The 15,060-nt window shown below is 40.6% G+C and carries 13 protein-coding genes; 10 read left to right on the top strand and 3 right to left on the bottom strand.

Annotation, left to right across the window (positions count from 1 at the left end; all coding sequences use genetic code 11):
• The first annotated feature begins 128 nt into the window (after nt 1–128).
• On the top strand, nt 129–584 hold the full coding sequence (locus L3V41_RS15690) for a hypothetical protein (RefSeq protein WP_062567212.1): 456 nt from the start codon (nt 129–131) through the stop codon (nt 582–584).
• A 27-nt stretch (nt 585–611) separates the two neighbouring features.
• Here L3V41_RS15690 and ppx read toward each other — a convergent pair whose 3' ends face one another.
• From ppx to L3V41_RS15675, 3 genes are all read right to left on the bottom strand, one after another.
• Nucleotides 612–2,099: an exopolyphosphatase gene (gene ppx, locus L3V41_RS15685; RefSeq protein WP_237128062.1), complete on the bottom strand. Its 1,488-nt coding sequence runs from the start codon at nt 2,097–2,099 to the stop codon at nt 612–614.
• The gene (gene ppk1 / locus L3V41_RS15680; protein ID WP_237128061.1) at nt 2,092–4,179 is read right to left on the bottom strand and encodes a polyphosphate kinase 1; all 2,088 of its coding nucleotides are present in this window, start codon (nt 4,177–4,179) and stop codon (nt 2,092–2,094) included. Before ppk1 ends, ppx begins: the two co-directional genes overlap by 8 nt.
• Nucleotides 4,180–4,301: 122 nt before the next feature.
• Nucleotides 4,302–4,808: an ACT domain-containing protein gene (locus L3V41_RS15675; RefSeq protein WP_062567215.1), complete on the bottom strand. Its 507-nt coding sequence runs from the start codon at nt 4,806–4,808 to the stop codon at nt 4,302–4,304.
• 330 nt (nt 4,809–5,138) lie between these two features.
• Between L3V41_RS15675 and L3V41_RS15670 the strand changes: the two genes are divergently transcribed.
• The 9 genes from L3V41_RS15670 to L3V41_RS15630 all read left to right on the top strand — a co-directional run bounded on the left by L3V41_RS15670 (nt 5,139) and on the right by L3V41_RS15630 (nt 15,060).
• Nucleotides 5,139–7,373 carry an ABC transporter permease subunit gene (locus L3V41_RS15670; RefSeq protein WP_193988189.1) on the top strand — a complete coding sequence of 745 codons (2,235 nt, stop codon included), beginning with the start codon at nt 5,139–5,141 and terminating at the stop codon, nt 7,371–7,373.
• A gap of 15 nt (nt 7,374–7,388) precedes the next feature.
• Nucleotides 7,389–9,038 (top strand): phosphate ABC transporter permease PstA, encoded by a 1,650-nt coding sequence (gene pstA, locus L3V41_RS15665; protein ID WP_130151575.1) that lies wholly within the window; start codon nt 7,389–7,391, stop codon nt 9,036–9,038.
• A 26-nt stretch (nt 9,039–9,064) separates the two neighbouring features.
• Entirely contained in the window at nt 9,065–9,892 is an 828-nt protein-coding gene (gene pstB / locus L3V41_RS15660) for a phosphate ABC transporter ATP-binding protein PstB (RefSeq protein ID WP_062567218.1), read from the top strand.
• A gap of 46 nt (nt 9,893–9,938) precedes the next feature.
• Nucleotides 9,939–10,640 carry a phosphate signaling complex protein PhoU gene (gene phoU, locus L3V41_RS15655; RefSeq protein ID WP_062567219.1) on the top strand — a complete coding sequence of 234 codons (702 nt, stop codon included), beginning with the start codon at nt 9,939–9,941 and terminating at the stop codon, nt 10,638–10,640.
• A 151-nt stretch (nt 10,641–10,791) separates the two neighbouring features.
• A complete protein-coding gene (locus L3V41_RS15650) occupies nt 10,792–11,469 on the top strand; it encodes a TIGR00153 family protein (protein ID WP_062567220.1) in 678 nt (225 codons plus the stop codon).
• 42 nt (nt 11,470–11,511) lie between these two features.
• A complete protein-coding gene (locus L3V41_RS15645; protein WP_062567221.1) occupies nt 11,512–12,780 on the top strand; it encodes an inorganic phosphate transporter in 1,269 nt (422 codons plus the stop codon).
• An 85-nt stretch (nt 12,781–12,865) separates the two neighbouring features.
• A complete protein-coding gene (locus tag L3V41_RS15640; protein WP_062567222.1) occupies nt 12,866–13,792 on the top strand; it encodes a hydrogen peroxide-inducible genes activator in 927 nt (308 codons plus the stop codon).
• A 133-nt stretch (nt 13,793–13,925) separates the two neighbouring features.
• Complete coding sequence (locus tag L3V41_RS15635; RefSeq protein WP_237128060.1) at nt 13,926–14,468, top strand: RNA polymerase sigma factor; 543 nt, start codon at nt 13,926–13,928, stop codon at nt 14,466–14,468.
• A complete protein-coding gene (locus L3V41_RS15630) occupies nt 14,461–15,060 on the top strand; it encodes a hypothetical protein (RefSeq protein WP_062567224.1) in 600 nt (199 codons plus the stop codon). The genes L3V41_RS15635 and L3V41_RS15630 overlap by 8 nt, the downstream gene beginning before the upstream one ends.

Raw genomic sequence — 15,060 nt, 5'->3', positions numbered from 1 at the left:
GTGTAACTTGTACGTTCTTCTTACTATAAGTTACATACCTCTATGTTTAAGATTCTGATATTAATTGAGTTTTTTGCTGGTGTGATTTATGCAGTGTTTTATTAAATTGATTTTAGTAAGGAATGCACATGCAAGTTAAAACAATACAACAAGTTTATGATTGGACTGTGATGTTTCACACCCAGATGGCAGCGAACTTTCACAGTGTTAAAGATTTATTAGACGAGCATAATCAAATGCTGGTGGATTATTATCTGCAATATGAGAAAAAGCTTGCCGAAGACTTGGTTGGCTTTAAAGCGATTACTGAAATAAACACCCTAGATACGTATTGCTACGAGTATTTTGCTGAAAATCCTGAACTTATTACTTTCAAAGATATTAGCACTGATCAGCAAATAGATGAAAAAGCTATTCAAGTCTACTTAACTTCACAACACCAGAAGGTTATTGATCTATATGAATATTTAGTATCTCGCGCTGAAACCTCTGAAACGATTGAGAAGCTTGAGCGTTTACTTGAGCTGGAACAGCAAGGTTTAAAACAAATGATGCAAAGTTCTAACCGTCACATGGATATGTAAAGTTCTAACCGTCATATGGGTATATATTTAATGAAAATCGAGTAAAAAGCCGACCTTTTTAAGGTATTTTTGCTCTTGTTGTAAGTCAGCCAATAGCAAGGTATGTTCTTTAAGCCAATTTGTGTGGAACTTTAAGAACATGCTATTTTGCTTGGCTGCTACTTCAAGTTTAAAACCTTGATCGGTAATGCGCTTTTGATTCAGTAGCACTGCTAAGCGCAAAATCACAATGAGCTGTAATATTTCATAGTGTTGCATGGTGTGTAGTGTTGGGAACTCTTCTAAACGAATTTTTTTACGGTAAAAACGGATCATACAACTTAGTAGAGTTTGCTGCTGCTGCGTAAAGCCCGGCAACTGACTATTCGCTACGATGTAGGCACTGTGTTTATGTAGCCCTGATGAATTAACCCCCAAGCCAATTTCATGTAGTTGTGCAGCCCAATCTAGTAAGTTTATATAGTCAAAGTCAGTAAGTTGCCAAGCTTCTTTGACTTGTTCAAACAGCCATTTTGCGGTTATCGATACGCGATTAGCGTGTTCTTTATCTATGGCATTACGCTCAGATAGGTTCGCTATGGTATTCGTGCGAATATCTTTATGGGCGAGCTTTTGCTGCATTTCATGAAGTAAGCCTTCACGAAGAGAAAATTCGCTGTATTGCATTGTGTTTATTTTAAATAGCCTGAATACCGCGATTAATATTGCTAAACCACCACAAATACTGATTTGTCGCTCAGCTGTGAGACCATCAATTTGCAGCGCTTGAATGTGTTTTGCAGCAATAAACTGGGTTTTCAATTCGAGTAATCTTCCTAACGTAATTTGCTGTTGTGCTGCGTCATTAGCATTGATCATAGCAAGGATTGATTTGATTGTGCCCGATGTGCCAACCACCGATTGCCAGCCAGCCGATAAGTAGTTAGCAAAGATCACTTCAAGTTCTTGTTCGGCACGAACCTCAGCTTTGGCAAAGCGTTTAGCGGTAATTTGCCCGTCTGAAAAAAACTGCTTAGTGTAGTTAACACAGCCCATGTTGCGGCTAGCAAGTAAAGTGTGTTCGAAGTGTTTACCAATGATAAGCTCGGTACTACCGCCGCCTATGTCAATAACTAAGCGGTTTTCATCGTGATGGATGTAATGTGCGACACCTTGATAAATCAAGCGTGCCTCTTCTTGCCCTGATATTACTTCAATCGGGTAAGGGAACACTTTACTAGCTTGAGTTAAGAACGAATGAATATTTTTAGCGCGGCGTAATGTGTAAGTGGCGGCTACTTTGACATTCTCAAGTGGAAAGTCCTGTAAAGTGGCTGCGAATTGTTTCAAAATTGCCAGTGCACGCTCAATAGCTGCTTGGTTTAAATGGTTTTTATCATCCAAGCCATCAGCTAAATAAACGCGCTGCTTTTCTTTTTGTAAGACTTGCAAAGAGCCGTCGACCTCTCTTGCCACCACTAAATGAAAGCTGTTTGAGCCTAAGTCAACGGCAGCAATAGAGGGGTAATCATTCATTATTATAGTTACTTTCCCATTTTTTAAGGTGGTCATAAATAGCTATTTGTGAACGAATTTTCTTACGATTGCCACGCCGTACATAACTATTTTTTTGCTCGCTATCGATTACGCGCGCTTTAGTTCTATCTTTAAACTGTAATTCAAGAATATCAATAATGAGCTGCTTTAATTTTGTATCATAAATAGGTGTGGCGACTTCCACACGGTGGTCGAGGTTACGGGTCATCCAATCGGCTGAGGAAATATAGACTTTCTCCTTACCATTATTGTGAAACACCATTACTCGAGGGTGCTCTAAGAAGCGGTCTACAATACTGATAATACGAATATTATCATTGCCGCTAAGTGATGACGGAACTAAAGAGCACATGCCACGTACAATAATGCGTATCTTTACCCCACGCCTTGCCGCGAAATAAAGATGATCAACGAGCTCTTTATCGACAAGGTTATTTATTTTTACTGTAATTCGGCCAGTCTTACCCTGCTCAGCATGAGTTATTTCTTTATTGATCAATGAGGTGATTGTTTCTCTGGCATTGACAGGTGAAATCATCAAGTGATCGAATTGGAATGGTTTGTAACTACTTTCAATAAATCTAAATACGCTGTCAGATTCTTCTGCTATACCTTCATGCTTAGTAAACAAGCTAAAGTCGGTATAAATCTTTGCGGTTTTTTCATGGAAGTTACCCGTACCAATGTGCGCGTATTTAACGATGCTATGTTTTTCTTTGCGATGAATGACGCACAATTTGCTGTGTACTTTTAAAGCTGGAATACCGAAGATAACTTTAATACCTGCATTACTGAGGGTTTTCGCCCATTCGATATTATTTTGCTCATCAAAGCGCGCCTTAAGCTCTACCATTACTGTGACGTGTTTACCGTTTTTTGCTGCATTTATTAGCGTAGAAACAAGGCGTGACTGGCTGGCTACACGATAAATGTTGACCTTAATCTGTGTAACATCTGGATCAAAGGCTGCTTGGCGCACAAACTCAAGTAAATGATTAAAGGTGTGATAGGGGTAATACAGTAAAATATCTTGCTCTGAGATGGCATCAAACACACTCGAGTGATTATTAAAAGCAGTACTTTGTAATACGGGTAGGGGCTTGTTTTCTAAATACTGACGGCCAACATTAGGAAAGGCAATAAAATCACGGAAGTTACGATATCGACCACCTGGGATCAGCGCATCATGTTGGCTTATGTTAAGGCGCTTTTTCATCACTTTAAGCATTTCATCAGGCATACTTTCGTCATAAACAAGGCGCACAGGCTCGGCAGAAATTCGTTGTTTCAGGCCTTTCGACATTTTGTCGAGTAAACCTTCTTCAAGCTCATCATCTAAGTTGTATTCAGCATCGCGGGTTAGTTTTATGGCGTAGCATTGAATATCATCAAAACTAAAAAAGCTGCTAAACACGTCGCGAATAAAATAAGCGATAATGTCATCCAGCATCACAATGGTTTTATGGCGGCGTGTTTTCTCAGGTGGCAAAATAACAAAGCGAGACACACGATCAGTGGGAACTTCTAGCATCGCGTAATGACTCTTTTGGTTAGTCATTTCGACAAACAAATAGGTCATGGTGTCGTTGATTTGGTCTGAGTAGTCTTTCTTTTCAGAGAGCAAAATCGGCAAGATATGCTGCAGCACATTGTCGTGGAAAAACTTTTTCAGCCAAGTTACGTGAAATTCAGATAGTGTTTCAGGAAGTTCAACGTGAATATTGTGCTCATTTAAATCATTTAAAATATCTTTATGAATTTGATTAAACTTTTTGCCAAGCTGTAGCACTTTGCTTTGGATCTGATGAAGTAAAATCTCATCTTCTTCAAAGTTCGCATCAGGAATTTTATTAAGTAAAATTCGCCGTTTCACATCCGCAACACGTACTCTGAAAAACTCATCCATGTTATTTGAATAAATGCCTAAAAAGCGCATGCGTTCAATAATTGGGTTGGATTTATCTTTTGCTTCTTGTAGCACACGCTCATTAAAAGATAGCCAGCTCAGTTCTTTGGCGAAATAGCTCATTGCTGGTGATGAGGAAGGGGTGGCATTCATCTGATTTCTCAAACATCTATTATTAAAATAAAAGATAGAGGATACAGATGACACAAGTATGACAAGCGTGTCAGTTTTGTGACACGCTTAATCTCACTTAAGTTGTAGAAGTGGTACTTGGTTTAAGCATCCTCAATATCAACAATCAAGTCAGTGGTAATTGACTCAAGCGCTGTTATTACTTCATCTTTATTCATGCCTACAGGCAATGCTACCGTTGCAACAGCACTAAAAATAGGGACTCCCCAGTTAGGTGCGCTCTGCTGTTTTGAGTTCAGATGTGTAATATTTGCGCCTTTATGGCGTATTACACTGGCGAGTTCTTGTACGATTCCTGGTCTATCGTTGCCTGTTATTACGAAATTAATTTGCTCCGTTGAGACCTCTGGAAGAATATCTGAACCACGCTCTATTCGCACTTCTAAGTGCGGCAAGCCATGCAAAGCATCTTGTAGTTCTTGTAAATGTTCCTCTGGTACAGCAGCTTCGATAATGCCTGCAAAGTGACCTGCTAAATGACTTAAATTACTCGATAGCCAATTGCCGTGATGGCTTAAAATTGTGGCCGAAATATCTTCAACGAGCCCCGGTTTATCGGGACCAAGTATGGTGATTACTAACTGCTTCATGCTTAAATCTCTATAAAATGCCTCTGAAAAAATGAAAAAGGAGGGAGGCTTTGGTTAAAATGATTCTTATTATTGAAAAATAAGTCATATTGAGTATTGATGCTGTTTGAGTATTTGTCCAATTTTTTTCATATAGTTATAAAAGATTAGTTATAACAAAATCTTAGTTAAAGAAATTGAACTTTCTAACGACACGATTTAAGTCAAACTTTAATAAGATGTTAACTCCCCAAATAAAGTTGTTTATTACACTCAATTATGACGTTTGTAACAATACTGTCATCTTGGTGAAATATAATCCGCCCAACGTTAAGATTTAAGGGTGTTTTGATGACTTCCAATCCGAGTAAACCGACCTTTCATACGGATAGAAGCCGTCTATTTAAAGACAGGTTTGCCAAATGGGGTATTTCCGCAGGCGGTGTAATGGTGCTGATAGCGCTGTTACTTATTTTCTTTTACCTTCTTTATGTTGTTCAGCCTATTTTTGAGTCAGCAAAAGTGGAAACACGCAATAGTGTGAAGCTAACGAATGCATCTCAAGTTGTAGGGGTGGGCATGGAGGAGCAAACCGAAGTTGCTTTCTTATTAGGTGAAACAGGTAATGTGGACTTTTATAATATTGAAAAAGACCACTTTGGTAAGAAGATCACCACTCTTAATACAGAATTACCAAGCGATGTGAGCAGTTTTGCAAGTTCAGCGCCGTTTCAAGGTCAATACGCTTACGGTCTTGAAAATGGCTCTGTGGTTGTTGTTGCGCCAAAGTTTCTAGTCACATTTCCGAATAATCAGCGCCAGTTAACACCGCGTTTAGATTACCCGTTGGGTGATATGGCGCTTGAGGTTGATGACCAAGGTGCAGCGATTACTAAATTTGCATTTAGCCATTATGAAGATAAAACCGCAGTTGTTGCTTTAACTGCAGACAAGCGCGTTTTATTTAGCAGCTTTGTGGGTGAAGAAAATATGTTCACTGGCGAAGTTGAGTGGGTTGTTGAACGCACTGAGCTTGATATTGAAGGACGTGTTGATGAGCTATTAATTTCGCCAGATACAACGCGTACATTCGTTCGTTCTGCAAATCAAATTTATGTTTACGATACGCGTTATCCTTCAGAGGTTGAGCAAATCCAATTGCTTGCTGCAAACGAAGAGAACGCAAATCTTGTTTCAACTCAGTTGTTAGCTGGTGCTAACTCGTTAATGCTTGCTAATGATAATGGCGAAGTCTCACAGTGGTTTGAAGTAAATACAGAAGATGGCCGTGAATTTAAAAAGATTCGTGCTTTTGAAACCAGTAAACAATCTAAGTTAAATATTTTCACTGAATTTTATCGTCGTACTTTCTTCACCGCAGGTGCTAACGGTGAGTTAGGTATTTATTACACCACAAGTGATGCAAAACTGTGGCAAGGTAAAGTCAGTGATGGCCCAATTCAAAACTTTGCAATTGCACCACGCTCAAATGCTGCGCTTATTTTAGCGGATGATGCATTAAAAGTTGTCGAAATCCACAATGAACACCCTGAAGTGACTTGGTCTGCACTATGGCAAGAAGTATGGTACGAAGGCTATCCTGAGCCTGGTTATATTTGGCAGTCGACCTCTGCAAGTGATGACTTTGAGTCTAAGTTCTCATTGGTACCCATTTCATTTGGTACAATTAAGGCAGCGTTATACGCCATGCTGTTTGCCGTGCCAATTGCGCTTTCTGCGGCAATTTACACAGCCTACTTTATGTCGAGCGAACTACGTAAAGTGGTTAAGCCGACGGTTGAAATCATGGAAGCACTACCAACGGTAATTCTTGGTTTCTTAGCCGGTCTTTGGTTAGCACCATTAATTGAAGAACACTTACCAGCGATTATCGGTTTATTAATTCTTTTACCATTAGGGATTTTATTAACTGCTTTTGGTTGGAATAAGTTACCGAACTCAATTCGTCATCGCATTCCAGAAGGTTCACACTCTATTTTATTGATTCCAGTAGTGTTATTCATTGGTTGGTTATCATTTGCTATGAGCGGCACAATCGAACTTTGGATGTTTGATGGTAATGTACGTCAATTTCTGACTAACGAATTAGGCATGACATTCGACCAACGAAATTCACTTGTTGTGGGGATCGCAATGGGCTTTGCTGTCATTCCGACTATTTTCTCTATCGCTGAAGATGCCGTATTCAGTGTGCCTAAGCACTTATCAAACGGTTCATTAGCATTAGGTGCAACGCAATGGCAAACCCTTGTTCGTGTTGTGTTATTAACAGCAAGCCCTGGTATTTTCTCGGCGGTGATGATGGGACTTGGTCGTGCGGTAGGCGAGACCATGATTGTACTGATGGCTACAGGTAATACACCAATTATGGATTGGAGTATTTTCCAAGGGATGAGAACCCTTGCAGCGAACATAGCGGTTGAAATGCCAGAATCTGAGGTAGGTAGTTCGCACTATCGAATCCTATTCTTAGCAGCGTTTGTATTATTCATATTCACATTTATTTTCAACACAGTGGCTGAGTTTGTACGTCAGCAGCTGCGTGATAAATATAGTTCAATGTAGGTGGAGAGACACGACATGGTAAAGCAGTGGTTTAAGTCTGGTTCTCCTTGGATTTGGATGACCGGCGGTGCGGTAAGCATCAGTTTAATCTCGGTTCTTGGCTTATTAGCCATGATTGCTTGGAAAGGCTTAAGCTTTTTCTGGCCATCAGAAGTTGTGCAGCTTGAGTTACAGGGTTCTGTAGCCAAGCAAACGGTAATTGGTGAAATTTATGACCGTGAACTTGTTCCAAAATCTCGTATTGAAGCGACGGGCGTTGATTTATCTCATTACGAAAAAGACGAGTTAGAGCGATTATTAATTAAAACCGGTAACCGTGAGTACGTTGATCTGGATTTCCGTTGGGTATTGGAAACGGATATTCAATCGCGTACTGCACCTGCTGCATTAGCGGTATTTGAACGCAGTAAAAATGGTAATTTTTACGGTTATGTAGAGCAGGTTTTTAAAGATGGTGAAGTGATTACTGAAAATAAAGTTGAAGTACTTTATGAGCTTGTGGAGCGTGCAGTTGAGTTAAATGACCAAGCACTGGATCTACAAAATGGCGACATTGGTCACATTAACTATGAACTTGAGCGTTTACGTTTAAAAGAAAAAGCATACCAGCTTGATAATGAACTTACCGATGAGCGTGTCGCTGAGCTTGCACAAGCACGTGCTGAACTTCGTGCTGAGTATTCAGAACTTGAAAAGCAATTATTTGCACTACGTAAAGAAGCAAAGCGTGATCAGGTCACAGTTAAAGACATGCGTGGTGAAGTGGTGACTTTACCTCTTTATCAGGTGCTTGATGTATGGTTCCCGAATGACATGGGTTTCTTTGCTAAGTTGGGTCATTACTTTGCGCAACTAGGTAAGTTTGTATCGGATGACCCTCGTGAAGCGAACACGGAAGGGGGTGTATTCCCTGCCATTTTCGGTACTGTTTTTATGGTACTATTAATGGCTGTTATTGTGACGCCATTTGGCGTTGTTGCTGCCATTTATTTACACGAATACGCTGCGAAAAATGCAGTAACTAAGATGATCCGTATCGCGGTAATCAACCTTGCGGGTGTACCATCAATTGTTTACGGTGTGTTTGGTCTAGGCTTCTTCGTATACATGTTAGGTGGCAGTATTGACCAACTATTTTACCCAGAGTCATCGCCAAGCCCTGTATTTGGTACACCGGGTGTAATTTGGTCTGCATTAACCTTAGCGATTTTAACGTTACCTGTTGTTATTGTTTCAACAGAAGAAGGTTTATCACGTATTCCTAGTACAGTACGACACGGCTCATTGGCTCTTGGCGCAACTAAAGCAGAGACGCTTTGGCGTATCATCATTCCAATGGCGAGCCCTGCGATTATGACAGGTTTAATCTTAGCGGTTGCACGTGCGGCCGGCGAAGTAGCACCACTCATGCTGGTAGGTGTTGTGAAGATGGCACCAACATTACCCCTTGACGGTAACTTCCCATACGTACATTTAGATAGAAAATTTATGCACTTAGGTTTCCACATTTATGATGTTGGTTTCCAAAGCCCTAACGTAGAAGCGGCACGTCCGCTGGTATATGCGACGGCATTCTTACTGGTATCAGTAATTATCGCCCTGAATATCACTGCGATTGGTATTCGTAACCATTTACGCGAAAAGTTTAGAGCTCTTGAGCATTAATACAGAATTTTTATAGGTAGACAGAGATGATTACAGTTGCACCACAGGTAAACCAAGCAAAAAGCGCGGCAAAACTAGATTTAGATAATCTAACGGCTGAACAAAAAGCATTAGAGATTAAAAACTTAGATCTATACTACGGTGATAAGCAAGCGCTAAGTGGCGTAAATATGAATATTCCGAAAGGTCAGGTAACCGCGTTTATCGGACCATCAGGTTGTGGTAAATCAACACTTTTACGTTGTATCAACCGAATGAATGATTTGGTTGATAGCTGTCGTATCGAAGGCGAAATTTTGCTTCAAGGCCACAATATCTATGATAAAAACGTAGATGTTGCAGCGCTTCGTAGAAATGTCGGAATGGTTTTCCAACGTCCGAATCCATTTCCAAAATCAATCTACGAAAATGTTGTTTATGGCCTACGCTTACAAGGTATCAAAGAAAAGCGTAAATTGGACGAAGTGGTTGAACAATCTTTGCGCGGCGCAGCGTTGTGGGACGAAGTGAAAGACCGTTTACACGATAGTGCATTTGGTTTGTCTGGTGGTCAGCAACAACGTCTAGTTATTGCTCGCTCAATCGCTATTGAACCTGAAGTACTTCTGCTGGACGAGCCAACATCGGCACTTGATCCAATTTCGACGTTAGTGATCGAAGAGCTAATTAATGATTTAAAGAGCAAGTTTACCGTTGTTATTGTTACTCATAACATGCAACAAGCTGCACGTGTATCTGATCAGACAGCGTTTATGTACATGGGTGAGCTGATTGAGTATTCAGATACCAACACGTTATTCACGACGCCAACTAAGAAGAAAACTGAAGACTACATCACTGGCCGTTACGGCTAGCAACTGCCTAGCTTAGTGAACGTCAACGAATTTAGAGAGGTAGACAATGGAACATAACATTAATAAACACATTTCAGGTCGCTTTAATCAAGAGCTTGAGAATGTGCGCAACCATGTTTTAAACATGGGTGGTCTAGTTGAGCAGCAACTAAATAGTGCATTGGATGCAGTAAGCAATGGTGATGCGGAACTTGCGCAAAAAGTGCGTGAGAATGACTATAAAGTTAATGCGATGGAAGTGAACATTGATGAAGAGTGCACGCGTATTATTGCTCGTCGTCAGCCAGCCGCCAGTGATTTACGCTTAGTCATTGCCATTGCTAAAACCATTGCTGATTTAGAACGCATTGGTGATGAAGCAGAACGGATTGCAAAAGTCGCTTTAGATTCATTCACTAAAGACCAGCAAGACTTATTAGTGAATATTGAAAATATGGGTCGTTTAGTCTCAAAAATGCTTCATGATGTACTTGATGCATTTGCCCGTATGGATGTGCAATGTGCGTTTGAAGTACACAAAGAAGACGCCAAAGTTGACCGTGAATATGAAGCTATTACACGTCAAATTATGACATATATGATGGAAGACCCACGCTCAATCCCAAAAATTATGGATTTAGTATGGTCTGTACGTTCTTTAGAGCGTATTGGCGATCGTTGTCAAAACATTGCTGAATACATTATCTATTTTGTTAACGGCAAAGATATTCGTCATACATCTCAAGAGGATATAGAAAAGTCGCTGTAAATTATCCGCTACTTTTCAATATTTAACCGAGCGGCCCAGTGGCCGCTTTGTCTATTATTGGTTATGTAAGGCAGAAAAAGCGTTCACAATCGAACACAATGCTGTAAAATTCGAACCTGCCAAAGCATACTAATTTATTAAAGGGTCAGTTATGCCTACAAATGCATTTTTAGGGGTATTTGCTAAATCTCCTATTAAGCCTATGGAAGATCACATTAAGAAAGTACATCAAGCAAGTAAGGCCTTGATACCTTTCTTTAATCACGTTTTTAAAGAAGAGTGGCAAGAAGCGGAAGAAATCCGTCTAAACATTCGTAATTTAGAGCGTGAAGCGGATGACATGAAACGTGATATTCGCCTTCAACTACCGCGTGGCTTATTTATGCCAGTCGAGCGTACCGATTTACTTGAACTTGTTACTCAACAAGACAAAATAGCGAATAAAGCGAAAGATATTGCAGGGCGTGTCGTTGGTCGAGAAATGACTATTCCTGCTGAAATTCAAGAAGATTTCCTTGCTTATGTTGTTCGCTGTGTTGATGCAACTAAACAGGCATCAAAAGCAATTAATGAGCTAGATGAGCTATTAGAAACAGGCTTTAAAGGCCGTGAAGTTACTTTAGTTGAAAAAATGCTCGTTGAGTTGGACGCAATTGAACAAGACACGGATGACATGCAAATTAAAATACGCCGTCAATTGCGCGCCATCGAAAATGAACTTAACCCTATTGATGCGATGTTCTTATACAAGATCATTGAATGGGTTGGCGACTTAGCTGATATTGCTGAGCGCGTAGGTTCTCGTCTTGAGCTGATGTTAGCTCGATAATTTAAAATCAGTTCAAATACGAAAAATTAAAGGTTTCACACAATGGATATCATTGCAAATTACGGCACGTTTTTAGTTTTAATTGCCGCAGCAGTCGGTTTCTTCATGGCTTATGGTATTGGCGCGAATGATGTAGCTAATGCGATGGGTACATCAGTAGGTTCAAAAGCACTTACTATCAAACAAGCAATCATCATTGCCATGGTGTTTGAATTCGCTGGTGCTTATCTTGCCGGTGGTGAGGTAACATCTACCATTCGTAAAGGTATCATCGACGCTGCGCCATTTACAGACATACCTGAGCTTATGATCCTTGGTATGATAGCCGCATTATTTGCTGCTGGTAGTTGGTTATTAATAGCCTCTTTCCTTGGCTGGCCGGTGTCGACTACTCACTCAATTATCGGTGCTATTATAGGCTTTGCGCTTGTTGCGGTAGGCAGCGAAGCAATTCAGTGGAATAAGGTGATGGGCATTGTCGGTAGCTGGATTGTCACGCCTGCAATTTCCGGCTTTATTGCATACTTGATTTTCATGAGTGCGCAAAAGCTCATCTTTGATACCGATGCACCACTTAAAAATGCCAAACGTTATGTGCCCGTATACATGGGTCTTGCGGGCTTCATTATGTCACTTGTGACAATCAAGAAAGGCTTGAAGCACATTGGTATTAACCTAGGTTCAGTTGAAGGTTATGCCCTTTCAATCGCTATTGCGGTCGTGGTTGGTATTATCGGCAAGATTGCTATTTCGCGTCTTAAAATCGACCCTAAAGCGGATAAAAAAATGCAGTTCAACAATGTTGAGAAAGTGTTCGCAGTACTGATGGTACTAACAGCATGCTGTATGGCATTCGCACATGGTTCAAACGACGTAGCTAACGCGATTGGTCCACTTGCTGCCGTTGTAAACATTGTTGAGCACAATGGCGAAATTGCTAAGAAAGCATCGATTGCGTGGTGGATTCTACCGCTAGGCGGCTTAGGTATTGTTGCTGGTCTTGCTATTTTAGGTAAGAAAGTAATTAAAACAATTGGTGAAGGTATTACTCACTTAACACCAAGCCGTGGTTTTGCTGCTGAACTTGCTGCTGCTTCTACAGTTGTTATCGCTTCAGGTACGGGTTTGCCTATCTCGACGACGCAAACACTGGTTGGTGCGGTATTAGGTGTTGGTATGGCGCGTGGTATTGCGGCACTTAACATGGGTGTGGTAAGAAACATTGTAGTTTCTTGGGTAATTACATTGCCAGTTGGCGCAGCCCTTGCTATTGTTATTTTCTACGTACTGAGAACTGCCTTTGGGGTATAAAAAAGTACTAACAGACTTTTAGCTTGAAAAGATCTCAATGCCCTAGGTATTGGGGTCTTTTTATTTGCAGGTAGTAAAAAAGAGTATGAATAACTTACCAAGTATTAAACAACTACAGTATTTACTAGCAGTCCATCAATATCAGCATTTTGGCCGTGCTGCGAGCGCGTGTTTTATTGGCCAATCAACATTAAGTAGTGCAATTCAAAACTTAGAGGAAACCCTAGGTTGCCAGTTAATTGAGCGAGAAAATCGCAGTTTAATGTTTACAGTAATCGGTGAAGAGGTCGTCGAGAAAGCACGTAAAATCATTGATGATACTCTGAGCTTAAAAGAGCTAACTAAAAGCTTTTTAACCCCCTTGAGTGGCACGTTGACATTAGGGGTTATTCCTACCATTGCCAGTTTTATTGCTGCACCTTTGTATCATTTCTGCAAGCAAACCTTTACCGAGTTAGAGTTAATTTTGGTTGAGGATACCAGCGATAAATTACTCGATAAGTTAGAACACGGGCAAATTGATATGGCATTGCTCGCCTTGCCGTACGATACTGAAAAATTTCATACCCAAGTGCTTGCCAAAGATCATTTTAGTCTGGTGCATCATAAAGATTATACTCCCGCCGCAGGCGTGGAAGATTTTAACTTGTTACCCGATGCAAGTGTATTCTTACTTGAACGTGAGCACTGTATGACGGGGCACGCACTCAGTGCGTGTCATTTAAATCGCTCAAGTTGCATCAACCCATTTGAGGCAGCAAGCTTACACACTTTACTGAGTATGGTAGAGCATCAACTTGGTGTTACCTTCTTACCACAAATGGCGATTAACGCAGGCATTTTAGATAAAAAAGAGATGGTCGCAACACCTTCACAAGCTGATGCTTATCGAGATATAGGCATTGTGTGGCGAAAAACCACAGGTCGCATTAGGGATTTCAGACTCTTTAGCCAACAGTTGGAGTTATTTCTTAATAAGCAATGTAGCTTAGACGGTCAATGTAACGAATAATAAAAAACCCCAAATAAAGAACCCCAAATAAAAAATTTGGGGTTTTTTTATTACTTAAACAAACTATTTTTCCCCTTCCCTCGACTAACATAATAACAAAACCATTAAAGGCAGATCAGATGACGAGGCTAGTGTGTTTTTTCAATCACTTGAAACATTAATTGCCAAGGCGCAACAGGGCAATAAACGGGCGTGGTTGAAATTAGTCAAACAGCACGAAACACAGGTATATAACTATTGCTTACGGATGTTAAGTCATCCTGATGATGCAATGGACTTGATGCAAGAAGTGTTTATTTCTGTGTATAAGAGCTTACCGAGCTTTCGTGGTGAATCGAGCTTCAATACTTGGCTTTATCAAATTGTGCATCGCCGTAGTGTTGAATATTATCGCCGCCGTAAACAGCATCAAAGCTTGGACGGTGTGCCTGAAGAAAGTTGTGAGCATAGCGAATTAGAGACTAATCAATTGCAATACCAGCAGCATCATGAACTCAAAGAGATGATGAACAATTTACCCTGGGAGCAACGTTTGGTTGTGGAGTTAAAATTTTTTCAGCACTGTACATTCGAAGAAATAGCTGAGCAATTAGGTATTTCGACTAATACAGTTAAATCAAGACTATACAGTGCATTGGGCAAGTTAAAAGTGCATTTGGAGGCCGTAGATGGCTAATTTAGATTCATTATTTACCGCATGGCTAGAAGGTGAAAGCCTGACAGATGAGCAAATTACATTGCTGCAAGCCAATGCTGAGTATGCATTAATGATGAGCAATGCAATTAAGTGGCAACAGCAGAGCCGAGAATATGAAACGATGAAAGTTCCTCACTGGGACAGAGAATCCAGCATGCCAAAAGTGCAGAAATCGCATCTGTTTTTCGGTTCAGGGATGTGGGCGATGGCTGCCTCAATTGCATTATGTGCTTGGCTATTTATGAGTAATCCGCAACAAGGAAATCAGCAGTTACTTGAACAAGTGGCGAAGCAAACGAATTTGTTAGAGTCGCAGCAAAAGCAAATTGATCAGTTACAAAATATTTTAACGGCGCAAAACCAAGTACAGCAGCAACATATGTATCAACTAGCCAAAGAAGCAATCAAAACAGGGCGAATAGAGCGTCAAGAAGATATTGCCAGCGTGCTTGCGTATATCAAAACGCAGCGTGCTCAAGACCAAGCATATTTGCGTATGCAGTTGAATGATTTAGCAGAGCAAGTGGACGGCAGGCCATTGCCAACCGTTGCCAACAATGTGGAGTATTAA

Origin of the sequence: Pseudoalteromonas sp. L21 (genome assembly GCF_021728035.1) — a bacterium.
Lineage (GTDB): Bacteria > Pseudomonadota > Gammaproteobacteria > Enterobacterales > Alteromonadaceae > Pseudoalteromonas > Pseudoalteromonas arabiensis.
The sequence above is the reverse complement of the archived record's forward strand: the minus strand, read 5'-3'. Positions and strand labels throughout refer to the sequence as shown.